The organism is Variovorax sp. ISS6 (assembly GCF_056523145.1).
In genome coordinates, this window is record NZ_JAWRZC010000001.1 from 5,367,394 (window position 1) to 5,382,034 (window position 14,641).

Consider the following 14,641-nt stretch of genomic DNA (forward strand, 5'->3'; position numbering starts at 1 on the left):
CCGCGCGCGGCCGGGCGGCACAATCGGCCGATGCGATCCTCCCTCTCCCCGCGGCGCCAGCCGGTCCGCGCCGCCGCCCTCGCCCTCTTCGCTGCCTGTGCCGCCTGCGCCGCCGGGTTCGCCACGCAGGCCGCGGCCCAGCCCCGCCCGGCAGTCAAGGCCGTGGTCGGCAGCACGCCCTACGCCACGCGCGACGACGCGATGCGCTTCGCCGACGAGGTCGCGGCGCGCCGGGGCCTGGACCGCCAATGGGTGCGCGCCACCATCGGCGGCGCGCGCTTCCTGCCCAACGTGCCGCGGCTGATGCTGCCGGGACCGGTGGGCACGGTGAAGAACTGGCAGGTCTACCGCAGCCGCTTCATCGATGCCACGCGCATCGCCGCGGGCGTGCGCTTCTGGCGCGCCAATGCCGACCTGCTCGCGCGCGCCGAGGCCACCTACGGCGTGCCGCCCGAGATCGTCGTGGGCATCGTGGGCGTGGAGACCATCTACGGCCGCAACATGGGCAACTTCCGCGTCATCGATGCGCTCGCCACCCTGGCCTTCGACTTCCCGCAGGGCCATCCGCGCGCGGCCGAGCGGCAGGCCTTCTTCCGCGGCGAACTCGAGAGCTTCCTGAGCACCGAGAGCCGCACCGCCGACGATCCGATGGTGCCGCTGGGCAGCTACGCGGGCGCGATGGGCATGCCGCAGTTCATGCCGAGCAGCATCGCCAAGTACGCGGTCGACTTCGACGGCGACGGCCGCATCGACCTGGTCAACAACACGGCCGACGTGATCGGCTCGGTGGCCAGCTATTTCAAGGCCTTCGGCTGGCAGCCGGGCATGCCCGCGATCTACCCGGTGCGCTTCGACGAGTCGCGGCTGCGCAAGGACATCCTGCTGGCACCCGACATCCTGCCGAGCTTCAGCGCCGACAGCTTCGTGGCCGCGGGCGCGGTGCTCGATGGCGAGGGCCAGCGCCATCGCGGCCTGCTCGCGCTGATCGAACTGCAGAACGGCGCGGGTGCCGCGCCGACCTACGTGGCAGGCACGCGCAACTTCTACGTGATCACGCGCTACAACTGGAGCAGCTACTACGCGATGTCGGTGCTCGACCTCGGCAACGAGGTCAAGGCGGCGATGGGCTATGCGCCGGCGCCGCAGCCGGTGCTGGCGCCGCCCCCCGCGCCGCAGTACCAGCCGCCGCTGCGCTCGCAGCCGAGGCTCGATGCGCAACCGATGCCGCTGCCCCTGCAATCGACGCCGACCGAGCCGACGGTCCCGCAACCGTTGCCACCCGCCTCCTCGCCGCGGCAACCGATGCCGCTGCCGCAATGACACCCCTGTCGAGCGCGGCCCTGCGGGCCAATTGGCACGCCGCCTGGCGCGCGCTCGGCATCGCGCAACCCGGCACGCCCGAGCGCGATGCGCTGTGCGACGCGCTGCAGCGCCGCTACGCCGAGCCGCAGCGCCACTACCACACGCTGCAGCACCTCGGCGAATGCCTGGCCTGGTTCGAGCGCGAGCAGGCCGCCGCGCAACGGCCCGGCGAGGTGGCGCTGGCGCTGTGGTTCCACGACGCGATCTACGACGTGCATGCGCACGACAACGAGGCACGCAGCGCCGCCTGGGCGCTCGAGGCGCTGCGCAGCTTCGAGGCCGGCGAGGACGCGGCGCAGCGCGTGCACGACCTCGTGATGGCCACGCGCCACGATGCCGTGCCCGAAGGCCGCGATGCCGAGCTGCTGATCGACATCGACCTCTCGATCCTCGGCGCCGAACGCGCGCGCTTCGACGAGTACGAGCAGCAGGTCGGGCGTGAATACGCCTTCGTGCCGCTCGAGATCCGCCTGCCGCGCCGGCGCGCGATCCTGCAACGCTTTCTCGACCGCGACGCGATCTACGCCACGCCGCGCATGCACGCCCTGCTCGAGGCCCGCGCGCGCGAGAACCTGCGCCGGTCGATCGCGGGCTGAGCGCGCCGCCGGTCTCTCAGGCCGGTAGCAGCCGCCACCATTCCGAGCGCATCGGCAAGGCGCCACCGGCCTCCTCGACCTGGCCCAGCAGCAGGCCGTCGGCCCCCGCGCCGTGCACCACCAGCCGCAGCAGTTGCGCCGCATCGCGGTTCAGCACGAAGCTGCCGTCGCCGCGCCAGCCCAGGCAGCGGCCGACCTCGGCCAGCGCCAGCGCGGGCTGGCTCTGCATGAAGGTGAAGGGCATGGTGAGCCCCGCATCGAGCTGCTCGAGCCCGGTGCAAGTCGCGGCCCAGGGCCCGCGCCGGCTGCCGACGCGCAGGCGCGCACCGGCCGGCAGCGCGGCCTCGCCGGCGGCGTCGATGCAGCGCAGCGCGCCATGCATCGCGAGCTCGGTCCAGGTGCCGACGCGGCGCGGCCGGTAGCCGAGCCGCTGCACCAACTGCGCGTGCCAGTCTTCGGCCAAGGGGTCGACACCGACATGCGCGACGACGCGCCAGCCCTCGATCATGGCGCGCCCTCCCCCGCATCCTCGAGCACCAGCGCCGCATGGCCGCCGCCGAAGCCCAGCACGTTGAACAGCACATGACGCAGTCCGCGCGGCGCCGAGGCACTCAGCGCCAGGCCCAGCGCCTCATCGGGCGCATGCGTCGCCACCGGCCACGCACCATGCGCGACGCAGCCGGTCAGCAAGGCCAGCTCGGCCGCGCCCGAGGCGCCGAGCGTGTGGCCGATCGCGGTCTTGAACGACACCAGCGGCGGCAGCGGATCGAACAGCGCGCGCAGCGCCTGCGCCTCCACCGCGTCGTTGCCGGGGCTGCCCGCGGCCTGCACCTTGACCAGGCCGATGTCGCGCGGCCGCAGCCCGGCCTGCGCGAGCGCGGCCTCGCACACGGCGCGCACCGCGCCCGCCTCGTTGCCCGCGGGATTGCTGCCGTCGACGATGTTCGCGCCGCCCGCGATGCGCCAGCGCGCGGGCCGCGTGCGCAGCTGCAGCGCCGCGAAGGCCTCGCCGAGCACCAGCCCGTCGCGGCCGGCGCCGAAGGGCCGCGCGCCATCGGGCGACAGCAGCTGCATCGCGCCGAAGCCCGCCACGGTGAAGCGGTTGTCGGGCTCGGCGCCGAGCACCAGCGCCTCCTCGGCCCCGCCGCCGCGCAGCAGCTCCGAGGCCGCGAGGATCGCGTTGAGCGCCGAGGTGCAGGCCGTCGACACGGTGAAGACGGGGCCGCGCCAGGCGAGCGCGCCGGCCACGATCTCGGCAAAGTCGAGCAGGTCGCCGCCGAGCCGGCGGTCGTCCTTCTCGTGCTCCATGTGGCCGATGTCGAGCGAGGACGAGGCGACGAACAGCGGCCCGTCGCGCGACACCGCGCCGCCCGCGCGATCGGCCTGCGCCACCACCGCGCGCACGCGCCGGCGCACGCGTTCGTCCCAGCCACCGTCGGTGGACGACAGCTTGTAGACGGGCCACCGCGCCTGCGCCGACACGGCCACCGGCACGGGCCGCACGCCGCCCGCGCGCAGGGTGGCGAGCGCCGCGTCCAGATCGTCGCCCAGCACGCAGGCCAGCCCCACGCCGCCGAGGTACACCGCCCTCATCGCGCGGTCATGCCTTCTGCTCGCGCAGCAGGTGCTCGGCCAGGTGCGCGACCGAGCTCAGCGCGCGGCGCGTCTCCTTGCTGTCGGGCATGCGCACGCCGAAGGCCTGCTGGATCGCCATCGACACCTGCAGCGCATCGAGCGAGTCGAGGTCCAGCCGCGCCTCGGGGCCGAACAGGGCCTCGTCGTCCGACAGGCCGCCGGGCGGCGGCTCCTTCTCGACGGCCTCGAGCACCAGCGTCTTGAGCCGGGCGATGAATTCGGGAGTGACGGGGTTCATGGCGTGCGCCTGCGAAAGAGAAAGACCGCGAGCACGAACATGGCGGCCGCGAACACCACCAGCCGCCCGACCTGCGGCAGCGTGTCGGCCACGCCGCCGCCGCGCAGCAGCACGGTCAGCAGGGCCTCGAGGCCCCAGTTCATCGGCGAGAGCTCGACCAGCCGCTGCATGAAGCCCGGCATCACGAACTTGGGCACCATGATCCCGCCTGCGGCCGCCATCAGCACGTTGACCATCGGCCCGATGGTGGCTGCCTGCGCATGGCTGCGCACCGCGCAGGCCAGCGCCAGCGAGAGGCTCACGGCCGCGAGGCTCACCGCGCCCAGCGCGACCAGCAGCGCGCCCCAGTCGATGCCCGCGAGCGAGAGCGCATCGCCGCCGATCAGCGGCATCAGCCAGATGCCCGCGGCCAGCATCAGCGCGGCCTGCACCGCGTTCACCGCGAGATAGGGCAAGGCCTTCGAGGCCAGCAGCATGGCGCGCGACACGCCCAGGCTCTGCAGCCGGCCCAGAGCACCCGAGCCGCGCTCCTGCACCAGCAGGCTCGAGAGCGAGGCCACCACGAAGAACATGCCGAACACCAGCCAGGCCGGCACGTTCTGCTGCACCGAGGTCGGCCGCGGCCCGCTGCTCGCGAAGCGCTCGGCCTGCACCAGCGCCTGGATCGAAGCGCCCTGCGCCGGCCCCGCGGTGCCCGGCACCTGCAGCGCGAGCCGCGCCTTGAGCTCGCCCGAGGCGCCGACCAGCTCGGCGCGCAGCGCGTTGTGCAGGTTGCTGTCGATGCCGGGCTCGGTCAGCAGCTGGACATAGGGGCGCGTCGAGAGCGCCACCGACTCGAGCTCGTCCGACAGCCCCGGCTGCAGCACGATCACGTACTTGAGCTCGCCGCGGCGCAGCCGTGCCTGCCAATCGGCGCCCAGCGGCCCGGGCGCGCCATGCGCCTTGCGCCACAGCTGCAGCAGCCACTGCGCGGGCGTACCGTCGTCGCGCACGTCGACCGCGTAGTTCAGCGCGGCCAGCGGCGGGCGGTAGATGTCCTTGAGCGTGAGCGACATCAGCACGATGAAGATCATCGGCATCAGGAACAGCGCGGCCAGGCCGTGCATGTCGCGCCGCAGCGCGAGCAGTTCCTTCTGGATCAGGGCCCCGAGCATCGGTCCTCAGTCCCGCAGCGAGCGGTGCGTGAGCGCCATGAACAGCTGCTCCAGGTCGTGGCGGCCGAATTCGGCATGGCGCACCTCGATGCCCGCGGCCTCGAGCGCGGCCAGCACCGGGGCCGGGCCGGTGCCCGGATGCAGGTGGATGCGCCAGTGCACGCCGCCCTGCTCCACCGTGCCGAAGCGCGAGAGCATTTGCGCATCGAGCCCATCGGCCGCCAGCGTGAGCAGCATCGCGTTCTTCGACAGCAGTTCCTCGAGCGAGCCCTCGCGCAGCACCCGGCCGTGGTCGAGGATCGCCACGCGGTCGGCGATGGCCTCGATCTCCTCCATGTAGTGCGAGGCGTAGATCACCGCTGCGCCCGCGCGCGCCAGGCCCTTGATGGCGTCGAGCACGAAGGCGCGCGACTGCGGATCGACGCCGACGGTGGGCTCGTCGAACAGCATCAGCTCGGGTTCGGGCAAGAGCGCGATCGCGAGGTTGAGCCGGCGCTTGAGGCCGCCCGAGAGCCGCTCGGCGCGCGTGCCCGCGAAGGCCTCGAGCTGCGCGAACGCCAGGCAGGCCGCGATGCGCTCGCGCTTGCGCGCGCCCGCGAGCCGGCCCGCGGCGGCGAAGCAGGCCAGGTTCTCGGCCACGGTGAGCATCGGGTAGAAGGCATGGTCCTGCGGCGCCACCGCGATGCGCGTGGGCGCCTGCGCACGCACCTGCGCGAGCGGCACGCCATCGACGCGGATCTGGCCCGACTGCACCGCGAGCGCGCCCGACAGGTGCGAGATCAGGGTGGTCTTGCCCGCGCCGTTGGGCCCGAGCAGGCCGAGCACGCAGCCGCGCGGCACGGCCAGCGACACCGCGTCGAGCGCGTTCGCCTGGGCGTGCGGGTAGCGGTGGCTCAGCCCCTGCAGTTCGAGCATCAGGACACGGCGGCCTTGAGGTCGCGGAAGAAGCTTTGCTCGCGTTGCGCCTGCTCGCGCAGCAGCGCCGCGAGCTTCGCCGGATCGACCGCCTCGCGCCCCTTGACCATGCGCGCGGCCTTGAGCGCGAAGGCGCGCCAGTCGTCGCCGATGGCCGTGAGGCGGTCGGACATCTGCAGCAGCTGCGGCTTGCCGAGCAGCGCGGCGGCCTCCTGCAGGAAGGCCGCGTAGATGAAGCGGAAGCCGGCGCCGCCGGTGCCGATCTCCTCCTGCATGCGCACCAGGTGGCCGATGAAGGCCACGGTGCGCGGATCGGCGGGCGCGAGCTTCGCGATGCGGCCGGCCAGGGTGCGCATGCCGCGCACGCCGACGATGGGCACCGGCGCGAGCATGTTGCGCACCGTCTTCAGGATCGCCTTGCGCACCGCGCCCGCGTCGACCGCCTTGCGCTCGATCGCCTGCGGGTAGTACATGAGTCCCTTGGGCGCGAGCACGCCCTTGGCGAAGCGCGCGCGCGCCAGGTCGGCGCTGGCGCAGCGCACCGGCTCCTCGAACACCGGGTCGCTGATCAGGTACTCGTCGCCCTCCTTGCCGTAGACCAGCAGGTTGTGCGCATTGAAGTGGAAGCGCATGTTGGGCGGGAAGTACGGCAGCCAGTAGACCGAGGTCTGCAGGCCCACGAGGTGGCCGTCGGCGAGCAGCGCGTCGAGCCGGCGCTGGCCGTCCTCGGGGCTTCTGAAGGTCTCGAAGCAAAAGCGCGCGGCCATCGGCGCGAGCAGGCCCTTGATCATCGCGCGCGGCGGCATGCGGTAGGAGATCAGCGGCAGGCCCGAGAGCTTGATGAACGGCAAGTAGGCGAACGACAGGCCCGAGGACAGGCCCAGCGCCATGCTCTCGGTCATCGCGGGCACGCCGTGGTGGCGCATCAGGCTCGAGATCACGCCGCTCTCGCAATGGGCGGCCTGGCTGTGGCGAAAGCCGGCTTCGGCGACCGGTGCGGCGATGGCATTCATGGCAGTTCCTTGAGCGCGGCGACGGACAGGCCCAGCGCCTGCGCATAGCGCGCGAGCTGGTTCCCGGAGAGCGCCGCGAAGTGCCGCGGCCGCAGGTGGCGCCGCACGCGCCATTGCCAGAAGCCGCTGGTCTGCGACAGCAGCGCCACGTCCATGCGGCGGTCGTACATCCAGTATTCGAGCGGCGAGGCCAGGCCCTGCGCCACGCGCTCGCGCGCGGCCCCGGCCTGCGCCACCAGCGCGTCGACCGCGTGGGTGGTGACGATCTCCTCGGCTTCCCAGCCGCGCGAGGTGGTCGTGACCACGCGGCCCTGCGCATCGCGCGCGTACATCAGCTTGGCGTGGCCCGCGAGCGTGGCGTTGCCTTCCTGGGGAACTGCGTCGAGGTCCATGTCAGCGTCTCTCCTTCGCCATCGGCTTCGTGTCAGACGGCCTCGAGGTAGATGAAACCGCTCGAGAAGCGGCCGCTCTCGGGCACGAACATCAGCAGCTTGTGGCCGGGCCGGATGCGGCCCGAGCGGAACAGCTCGTCGAGCATGATGTAGGGCGAGGCGGAACCGGTGTTGCCCTTGCGCACCAGGTTGCTGAACCAGCGCTCGCGCGGAATCGCGAAGCCCATCTGCTCGAGGCAGCGCGCCACCGGTTCCATGAAGTAGCTCGACGACAGGTGCGGCAGGAACCAGTCGACGTCATCGGGCCGCAGGCCGCGCTTCTTGACGATGGCCGCGAGCGGCTCGCCGAGCGTGGCGCGCACGATGTTCTCGTTGAGCAGCCGCACGTCCTGCTTGATCGCGAAGGTGGAGTCGCGGTGCCAGTCGCTCGGCGCGGTGCGGGCCCAGCCGGTGAGGCTGCCGTCGGCATTGCGGTCGGCGCCGGCATACATGCACACCGGCAGCTCGTGCGCGGCCGAGGAGAGATCGATCCATTCGACCTTGAGCGACAGCGGCCCGCGCGGCGCGCGCTCCAGCAGCACCGCGCCCGCACCATCGGACAGCATCCAGCGCAGGAAGTCCTTCTCGAACGCGATCTCGGGATTGGTTTCGAGCAGGTCGACGCGGTGCGCGATCTCGGCTTCGAAGCGCGAGCCGCGCATCAGCGGCGAGGCCAGTTCCGAGCCGGTGGCCACGGCGCGCTCGGCATCGCCCGCGCGCACCGAGAGCCAGGCGTGCTTGAGCGCGGTGGCGCCGGCCAGGCAGATGCCCGCGCAGGCCACCACCTCGAGCCGCGGCCAGCCGAGCTCGCCGTGCACCATCACCGCGTGGTTGGGCATCAACTGGTCGGGCATCGAGGTGCCGGTGACGAGGCAGTCGATGCGCCCCAGTTCCTCGGGCGTGCCGAGCCCGCGGATCGCCGCGGCGGTGAGCTCGGCATTGCTCATGGCCTGCAGGCCGGTCGCGCGGTCGATCGCGTAGTGGCGCGACTGGATGCCGTTGCTGCGCAGGATCAGGCGTCGCGCACGCGACACCCGGTCGCCGACGCGGCCCAGGACTTCTTCGATGTCTTCGTTGCTGACCGGAGCAAAAGGCAGGAAGGCGGCGGTACGGGTCAGGAAGACATCAGTCGTCATAGAGATGGGAACGGTCCGTGGCCGAGCCGGAGGGCCGCTCGAAATGGGCGGTCATTCTAGTCAGCCACCCACGCAGCAGAGGGCGCAGCAGCGCCTGCAGCGTGAGGCTCACCGGGACCACGGTGACGATCAGCGCGAGCAGGAACAGCACGTAGAGCACCAGCAGCGGCTTGCGCTGCCAGGCCCCGGGGCCGCCGGCGGCCATCAAGAGCTTGCCCCAGAGGAAGAAGCTGCGCGTGCCGGCCTTCTCGCTGACCAGGAGCCGCGCATTGGCGTTGACCGCGCCCAGCCCCGCGAGCAGCGGCGCGGTGCCGCGCTCGAGCCCCTGGTGCAGCGCATCGCGCAGCGCGCGGCCGAAGCGCACGGTGCGCGCGATCTGGCCCGGCTCGAGGCCCGCATCGGGCATGCCCCAGAAGCCGCGCTTGCGGCCCCAGACCAGCCAGGCCGGGGTGGTGAAGAAGGTGGCGAGCGTGGGGCCCGGATCGGTCAGCACCACGTTGTCGATCAGCCGCGCGTCGATGGCGGCCAACAGTCCCTCGAGCTTCTGGTGCGCGAGGTGCCACATGTTGCGGCAGGCGATCACCGTGACCACGGGCTTGCCCTGGAGCAGGCGCGCCGCCACCGGGTGCTTGAGGAAGGCCGTGATCGGCTGCGAGGGCGCGAGGAACCACACCTGGTAGGGCAGGATCACGAGGTCGAAGTCCTCCTCGCCCGTGAGCGCCAGTGGCTGCAGCGCGGGCGGCTTCATGTGCGCGGTCTCGGGGAAGGCGTCGAAGAAGCGGATGAAGCCCCAGGGGAACGGAAAGGGCCGCACCGGCCGCAGCGTCTCCACGTGCACCGCGATCGCGGGATCCTCGCGCAGCGGCGCCACGATCCGCTCGGCGACGCTGCCGAGCTGGCCGGTCTGCGAATAGTGGATCACGAGCACGCGCTTGGCGATGGTCGGCGCGACGGCCTCGAAAGGGCTGGACAAGCTGGAATTCACGGGTGGGCGGTTCGAAGGGCCGTCGAATGTACGCGAAGCCCCGGCATCGCGCATCTGCCATAGGTCATGCATCGAAAGGATGCGGCGAACGGGCAACGCGCGGTTACGAGAATCTCGTAGCCGAGGCCACGCCCGGGTGCATGCACGCAAAAAAAGGGCCGCACCTCGCGGCGCGGCCTTGCATGTGCCGTCCCGGCATCCCCACGACCGTCCGGCCGGTCGCGTCGGCGGCGGTCGGGATGCCTCCCTGCGGGATCAGCGAACCTTGCCTTCCTTCCAGGCCGTCAGCAGCTTGTTGTAGTCGATGGTCTCGCCCTTGGGCTTCTCGTTGGCCAGCTTCTTCCACGGCGCATGGTCGTCGCTCAGGTACTTGGCCGGGTCGCCCTTGGGATTGAGCTTGGGCGCGCACTTGGCCATGCCGGCGCGCTCGAGGCGGGCCATCACGTTGTCCATCTCGTCGGCCAGGTTGTCCATCGCCTTCTGCGGCGTCTTCTCGCCCGTCACGGCCTCGGCCACGTTCTTCCACCACAGCTGCGCGAGCTTCGGATAGTCGGGCACGTTGGTGCCGGTCGGGGTCCAGGCCACGCGCGCCGGGCTGCGGTAGAACTCGATCAGGCCGCCGTACTTGTTGGCGTTCTGCGTGAAGTAGTCCGAGCGGATGTCGCTGTCGCGGATGAAGGTCAGGCCGGTGATCGACTTCTTCAGCGAGGTGGTCTTGGCGGTGATGAACTGCGCGTAGAGCCAGGCCGCGGCCGTCTTGTTGGCGTCGTGGCCCTTGAAGAAGGTCCACGAGCCCACGTCCTGGTAGCCGTTCTGCATGCCCTGCTTCCAGTACGGGCCGTTCGGGCCGGGGGCCATGCGCCACTTGGGCGAACCGTCGTCGTTGACGACCGGCAGGCCCTTCTTGGTCATGTCGGCGGTGAAGGCCGTGTACCAGAAGATCTGCTGCGCGATCTGGCCCTGCGCGGGCACCGGGCCCGATTCGCCGAAGGTCATGCCCATGGCTTCCTTGGGCGCGTACTTCTTCATCCAGTCGATGTACTTGGTGAGCGCGTACACGGCGGCCGGCGAATTGGTGGCGCCGCCGCGCGCCACGGAGGCGCCGGTCGGCGTGCACTTGTCGGCCGCCACGCGGATGCCCCATTCGTCGATCGGCATGCCGTTCGGGATGCCCTTGTCGGCCGCGCCGGCCATCGACAGCCAGGCATCGGTGAAGCGCCAGCCGAGCGACGGGTCCTTCTTGCCGTAGTCCATGTGGCCGTAGATCGGCTTGCCGTCGATGGTCTTCACGTCGGTGCTGAAGAACTCGGCGATGTCTTCATAGGCGCTCCAGTTCAGCGGCACGCCCAGGTCGTAGCCGTACTTGGCCTTGAACTTGTCCTGCAGGTCCTTGCGCGCGAACAGGTCGGCGCGGAACCAGTAGAGGTTGGCGAACTGCTGGTCGGGCAGCTGGTAGAGCTGGCCGTCGGGCGCGGTCGTGAAGCTGGTGCCGATGAAGTCCTTGAGGTCGAGGCCGGGGTTGGTGAACTCCTTGCCCGCGCCGCCCATGTACTCGGTCAGCGACATGATCTTGCCGTAGCGGTAGTGGGTGCCGATCAGGTCGGAGTCGGAGACCCAGCCGTCGTAGATCGACTTGCCCGACTGCATCGAGGTCTGCAGCTTCTCGACCACGTCGCCTTCCTGGATCAGGTCGTGCTTGACCTTGATGCCGGTGATCTCCTCGAAGGCCTTGGCCAGCGTCTTCGACTCGTATTCATGGGTGGTCAGGGTCTCGGAGACCACCGAGATCTCCTTCACGCCCTTGGCCTGCAGCTTCTTCGCGGCCTCGATGAACCACTTCATCTCGTCCATCTGCTTGTCCTTGGACAAGGTTGAGGGCTGGAACTCGCTGTCGATCCATTTCTTGGCCTCGGCCTCCCCGGCCGACGCACCGTGCGCGGCGAACATCGCAGCCGCCAACGCCAACGCTGTGTAGCGCATCTTCATGAACGTGTCTCCTCGGTTGATTGCTTCCCCGGTTTTGTCGATCGCGGCTCCGGGGAGGCGGAGAGCCGGATTCGTTGTGGAAAGAAGAGAGCGTGCCGCGTTCAGCCCTTGCGCAGGATCAGCGCGAGCAGCAGCATCGACAGCACGAAGCTGATCCAGACCGAGGGCTCGGCCTCGAGGCTGAACCAGGCCTGGAACTTGTCGGCCAGGCCGACGAAGGCCAGGTTGACGTAGGCCGCCGACAGCAGGCCGATGAACAGCCGGTCGCCGCGCGTGGTGGCGATCGGCAGCCAGCCGCGGCGCAGCGTGGTCGGCGACTTGAGCTCCCACAGCGTCATGCCGGCCAGCATGAGCACGATGCAGATGAAGAACACGGCCACCGGGGTGGTCCAGACCATCCAGTCGAACATCTCTGTTGTCTCCTCAGACGCGACCCATCGCAAAGCCTTTTGCGATGTAGTGACGCACGAACCAGATCACGATCGCGCCCGGCACGATGGTCAGCACGCCGGCCGCCGCCAGGGTCGCCCAGTCCATGCCCGAGGCGCTCACGGTGCGCGTCATCGTCGCCACGATCGGCTTGGCATTCACGCTCGTGAGCGTGCGCGCCAGCAGCAGCTCGACCCAGCTGAACATGAAGCAGAAGAAGGCGGCCACGCCCACGCCGGCCTTGATCAGCGGCAGGAAGATGGTGAGGAAGAAGCGCGGGAACGAATAGCCGTCGATGTAGGCGGTCTCGTCGATCTCGCGCGGGATGCCGCTCATGAAGCCCTCGAGGATCCAGACCGCGAGCGGCACGTTGAACAGCAGGTGCGCGAGCGCCACGCCCAGGTGCGTGTCCATCAGGCCGACCGTGCTGTAGAGCTGGAAGAACGGCAGCAGGAACACCGCGGGCGGCGTCATGCGGTTCGTGAGCAGCCAGAAGAACACGTGCTTGTCGCCGAGGAAGGAATAGCGCGAGAAGGCATAGGCCGCCGGCAGAGCCACGGTCAGCGAGATCACCGTGTTGATCGCCACGTAGATCAGGCTGTTGATGTAGCCCGAGTACCACGACTCGTCGGTGAAGATGCGCGCGTAATTGGCCCAGGTGAGCTGCTGCGGGAAGAACGAGAAGCTCGAGAGGATCTCCTCGTTCGTCTTGAAGCTCATGTTGATCATCCAGTAGATGGGCAACAGCGCGAACAGGATGTACAGCACCAGGAAGATGCTGCGCTTGTGGAACCGTTTCTCGTTCATCGCTCGACCTCCGCTTCCTGCGTACCCACCCGCTGCATCCAGTTGTAGAGCACGAAGCACAGCAGCAGGATGATGAGGAAATAGATCAGCGAGAACGCCGCCGCCGGACCCAGGTCGAACTGGCCCACGGCCTTCTGCGTCAGGTACTGGCTCAGGAAGGTGGTGGCGTTGCCCGGCCCGCCGCCCGTCAGCACGAAGGGCTCGGTGTAGATCATGAAGCTGTCCATGAAGCGCAGCAGCACCGCGATCATCAGCACGCCGCGCATCTTGGGCAGCTGGATGTAGCGGAACACCGCGAACTTGCTGGCGCCGTCGATGCGCGCGGCCTGGTAGTAGGCGTCGGGGATCGAGCGCAGGCCGGCATAGCACAGCAGCGCCACCAGCGGCGTCCAGTGCCACACGTCCATCACCAGCACCGTGAGCCAGGCGTCGGTGGCGCTGCCGGTGTAGTTGTAGTCCACGCCGAGCTTCTGCAGCGCGTGGCCCAGCAGGCCGATGTCGGCGCGGCCGTAGATCTGCCAGATGGTGCCGACCACGTTCCAGGGGATCAGCAGCGAGAGCGCGACCACCACCAGCACGGCCGAGGACTTCCAGCCCTTGGCCGGCATCGACAGCGCGAGCGCGATGCCCAGCGGGATCTCGACCAGTAGCACCGCGAGCGAGAAGCCGAGCTGGCGCCACAGCGCCTGGTGCAGCTCGTCGTCGCGCATCACGGCGGCGAACCACTCGGTGCCGACGAAGACGCGGCGCTCGGGCGAGATGATGTCCTGCACCGAGTAGTTCACCACCGTCATCAGCGGCACGATGGCCGAGAAGGCCACGCAGACCAGCACCGGCAGCACGAGCCACCAGGCCTTCTGGTTAATGGGCTTGTTGATGGTGCTCATGCCACCAGCTCCTCGTCCTTGTAGTAGCAGGTGTGCGCGTCCAGCACGCGCAGCCACACCGTGTCGCCCACCGCGGGCGGCTGCTCGTCGGGATGCAGGCGCACCTTGAGCGGGCTGCCGTCCGCATGGGCGCTCACCATCGTGTAGGTGCCCACGTCCTGCACCTGCGCCACCGTCGCGGGCACGGCGCCGCCGGCACCGGCCGGGGCCAGCCGCAGATACTCGGGGCGGATGCCGATCTTGAGTTCGCCCGCCGGCAGTTCGCGCGTGGGCACCAGCGGCGTGCCCGCCACCTCGATGGTGCCGTGAGCGCTCTTCGCGGCCAGGAAGTTCATGCCCGGCGAACCGATGAAGTGGCCGACGAAGGTGTGGGCCGGGCGCTCGAACAGCGCGTCGGCGCTGCCCACCTGCACCGCCTTGCCGCGCGTCATCACCACCACCTCCTCGGCGAAGGTCAGCGCCTCCACCTGGTCGTGCGTGACGTAGATCAGCGTGAGCTTGAGCTCGCGGTGGATCTGCTTGAGCTTGCGCCGCAGCTGCCACTTGAGGTGCGGATCGATCACGGTCAGCGGCTCGTCGAACAGCACCGCCGACACGTCGCTGCGCACCAGGCCGCGGCCCAGCGAGATCTTCTGCTTGGCGTCGGCCGCGAGGCCCGCGGCGCGCTGGTCGAGCTGGCCGCTCATGTCGAGCATCTCGGCGATCTCGCCGACGCGCTTCCTGATCTGGTCGGCCGGCATCTTGCGGTTGCGCAGCGGGAACGCGAGGTTCTCGGCCACGGTCATCGTGTCGTAGATCACCGGGAACTGGAACACCTGCGCGATGTTGCGTTCCTGCGGCGTGGCCTGCGTCACGTCGCGGCCGTCGAACCTGACCGTGCCCTGCGAAGGCACGAGCAGGCCCGAGACGATGTTGAGCATGGTGGTCTTGCCGCAGCCCGAGGGGCCGAGCAAGGCGTAGGCGCCGCCGTCGCGAAAGCTCATCGTGAGCGGCAGCAGCGCATAGTCGCTGTCCTGCGTCGGGTTCGGGCGGTAGGCGTGGGCCAGGTCGAGGTCGATGCGGGCCAT

The 14,641-nt window shown here is 70.0% G+C and carries 15 protein-coding genes and 1 pseudogene; 2 read left to right on the plus strand and 14 right to left on the minus strand.

The window, feature by feature from the left end:
* Positions 1–30: 30 nt before the first annotated feature.
* Both mltB and AC1HIL_RS24780 read left to right on the plus strand, forming a co-directional pair.
* A pseudogene (gene mltB / locus AC1HIL_RS24775) lies at positions 31–1,125 on the plus strand (lytic murein transglycosylase B); the annotation flags it as partial.
* Between the two features lie 191 nt (positions 1,126–1,316).
* The gene (locus AC1HIL_RS24780) at positions 1,317–1,958 is read left to right on the plus strand and encodes an HD domain-containing protein (RefSeq protein WP_479670268.1); all 642 of its coding nucleotides are present in this window, start codon (positions 1,317–1,319) and stop codon (positions 1,956–1,958) included.
* A gap of 16 nt (positions 1,959–1,974) precedes the next feature.
* Here AC1HIL_RS24780 and AC1HIL_RS24785 read toward each other — a convergent pair whose 3' ends face one another.
* The 14 genes from AC1HIL_RS24785 to AC1HIL_RS24850 all read right to left on the minus strand — a co-directional run bounded on the left by AC1HIL_RS24785 (position 1,975) and on the right by AC1HIL_RS24850 (position 14,641).
* Positions 1,975–2,466 (minus strand): hypothetical protein, encoded by a 492-nt coding sequence (locus AC1HIL_RS24785; protein ID WP_479670269.1) that lies wholly within the window; start codon positions 2,464–2,466, stop codon positions 1,975–1,977.
* Positions 2,463–3,551: a beta-ketoacyl synthase N-terminal-like domain-containing protein gene (locus AC1HIL_RS24790; protein WP_479670270.1), complete on the minus strand. Its 1,089-nt coding sequence runs from the start codon at positions 3,549–3,551 to the stop codon at positions 2,463–2,465. The genes AC1HIL_RS24785 and AC1HIL_RS24790 overlap by 4 nt, the downstream gene beginning before the upstream one ends.
* A 7-nt stretch (positions 3,552–3,558) precedes the next feature.
* Entirely contained in the window at positions 3,559–3,831 is a 273-nt protein-coding gene (locus AC1HIL_RS24795) for an acyl carrier protein (RefSeq protein WP_057592243.1), read from the minus strand.
* On the minus strand, positions 3,828–4,985 hold the full coding sequence (locus AC1HIL_RS24800) for an ABC transporter permease (protein ID WP_479670271.1): 1,158 nt from the start codon (positions 4,983–4,985) through the stop codon (positions 3,828–3,830). The genes AC1HIL_RS24795 and AC1HIL_RS24800 overlap by 4 nt, the downstream gene beginning before the upstream one ends.
* A gap of 6 nt (positions 4,986–4,991) precedes the next feature.
* Positions 4,992–5,900 carry an ABC transporter ATP-binding protein gene (locus AC1HIL_RS24805; protein WP_057592245.1) on the minus strand — a complete coding sequence of 303 codons (909 nt, stop codon included), beginning with the start codon at positions 5,898–5,900 and terminating at the stop codon, positions 4,992–4,994.
* Entirely contained in the window at positions 5,900–6,913 is a 1,014-nt protein-coding gene (gene darH / locus AC1HIL_RS24810) for a BtrH-related acyltransferase DarH (RefSeq protein WP_296723492.1), read from the minus strand. Before darH ends, AC1HIL_RS24805 begins: the two co-directional genes overlap by 1 nt.
* The gene (locus tag AC1HIL_RS24815) at positions 6,910–7,305 is read right to left on the minus strand and encodes a DarG family dialkylresorcinol biosynthesis protein (RefSeq protein ID WP_479670272.1); all 396 of its coding nucleotides are present in this window, start codon (positions 7,303–7,305) and stop codon (positions 6,910–6,912) included. Before AC1HIL_RS24815 ends, darH begins: the two co-directional genes overlap by 4 nt.
* A 32-nt stretch (positions 7,306–7,337) precedes the next feature.
* On the minus strand, positions 7,338–8,480 hold the full coding sequence (locus AC1HIL_RS24820) for a beta-ketoacyl-ACP synthase III (protein ID WP_479670273.1): 1,143 nt from the start codon (positions 8,478–8,480) through the stop codon (positions 7,338–7,340).
* Entirely contained in the window at positions 8,470–9,453 is a 984-nt protein-coding gene (locus AC1HIL_RS24825; protein WP_412179396.1) for a dialkylrecorsinol condensing enzyme, read from the minus strand. The genes AC1HIL_RS24820 and AC1HIL_RS24825 overlap by 11 nt, the downstream gene beginning before the upstream one ends.
* 267 nt (positions 9,454–9,720) lie before the next feature.
* Complete coding sequence (locus AC1HIL_RS24830) at positions 9,721–11,451, minus strand: ABC transporter substrate-binding protein (protein ID WP_057592250.1); 1,731 nt, start codon at positions 11,449–11,451, stop codon at positions 9,721–9,723.
* 101 nt (positions 11,452–11,552) lie between these two features.
* Entirely contained in the window at positions 11,553–11,861 is a 309-nt protein-coding gene (locus AC1HIL_RS24835; protein WP_057592251.1) for a DUF2160 domain-containing protein, read from the minus strand.
* Between the two features lie 13 nt (positions 11,862–11,874).
* The gene (locus AC1HIL_RS24840; protein WP_019656045.1) at positions 11,875–12,687 is read right to left on the minus strand and encodes a carbohydrate ABC transporter permease; all 813 of its coding nucleotides are present in this window, start codon (positions 12,685–12,687) and stop codon (positions 11,875–11,877) included.
* The gene (locus AC1HIL_RS24845; protein ID WP_057592252.1) at positions 12,684–13,574 is read right to left on the minus strand and encodes a carbohydrate ABC transporter permease; all 891 of its coding nucleotides are present in this window, start codon (positions 13,572–13,574) and stop codon (positions 12,684–12,686) included. The genes AC1HIL_RS24840 and AC1HIL_RS24845 overlap by 4 nt, the downstream gene beginning before the upstream one ends.
* Positions 13,571–14,641, minus strand: coding sequence for an ABC transporter ATP-binding protein (locus tag AC1HIL_RS24850; RefSeq protein WP_057592253.1), 1,071 nt, complete (start codon positions 14,639–14,641; stop codon positions 13,571–13,573). The genes AC1HIL_RS24845 and AC1HIL_RS24850 overlap by 4 nt, the downstream gene beginning before the upstream one ends.

Coding starts and splice junctions, on each gene's coding strand:
- AC1HIL_RS24780 (WP_479670268.1), top strand. CDS start 1,317: ATGACACCCCTGTCGAGCGCGGCCCTGCGGGCCAATTGGCACGCCGCC.
- AC1HIL_RS24785 (WP_479670269.1), bottom strand. CDS start 2,466: ATGATCGAGGGCTGGCGCGTCGTCGCGCATGTCGGTGTCGACCCCTTG.
- AC1HIL_RS24790 (WP_479670270.1), bottom strand. CDS start 3,551: ATGAGGGCGGTGTACCTCGGCGGCGTGGGGCTGGCCTGCGTGCTGGGC.
- AC1HIL_RS24795 (WP_057592243.1), bottom strand. CDS start 3,831: ATGAACCCCGTCACTCCCGAATTCATCGCCCGGCTCAAGACGCTGGTG.
- AC1HIL_RS24800 (WP_479670271.1), bottom strand. CDS start 4,985: ATGCTCGGGGCCCTGATCCAGAAGGAACTGCTCGCGCTGCGGCGCGAC.
- AC1HIL_RS24805 (WP_057592245.1), bottom strand. CDS start 5,900: ATGCTCGAACTGCAGGGGCTGAGCCACCGCTACCCGCACGCCCAGGCG.
- darH (WP_296723492.1), bottom strand. CDS start 6,913: ATGAATGCCATCGCCGCACCGGTCGCCGAAGCCGGCTTTCGCCACAGC.
- AC1HIL_RS24815 (WP_479670272.1), bottom strand. CDS start 7,305: ATGGACCTCGACGCAGTTCCCCAGGAAGGCAACGCCACGCTCGCGGGC.
- AC1HIL_RS24820 (WP_479670273.1), bottom strand. CDS start 8,480: ATGACGACTGATGTCTTCCTGACCCGTACCGCCGCCTTCCTGCCTTTT.
- AC1HIL_RS24830 (WP_057592250.1), bottom strand. CDS start 11,451: ATGAAGATGCGCTACACAGCGTTGGCGTTGGCGGCTGCGATGTTCGCC.
- AC1HIL_RS24835 (WP_057592251.1), bottom strand. CDS start 11,861: ATGTTCGACTGGATGGTCTGGACCACCCCGGTGGCCGTGTTCTTCATC.
- AC1HIL_RS24840 (WP_019656045.1), bottom strand. CDS start 12,687: ATGAACGAGAAACGGTTCCACAAGCGCAGCATCTTCCTGGTGCTGTAC.
- AC1HIL_RS24845 (WP_057592252.1), bottom strand. CDS start 13,574: ATGAGCACCATCAACAAGCCCATTAACCAGAAGGCCTGGTGGCTCGTG.
- AC1HIL_RS24850 (WP_057592253.1), bottom strand. CDS start 14,641: ATGGCCCGCATCGACCTCGACCTGGCCCACGCCTACCGCCCGAACCCG.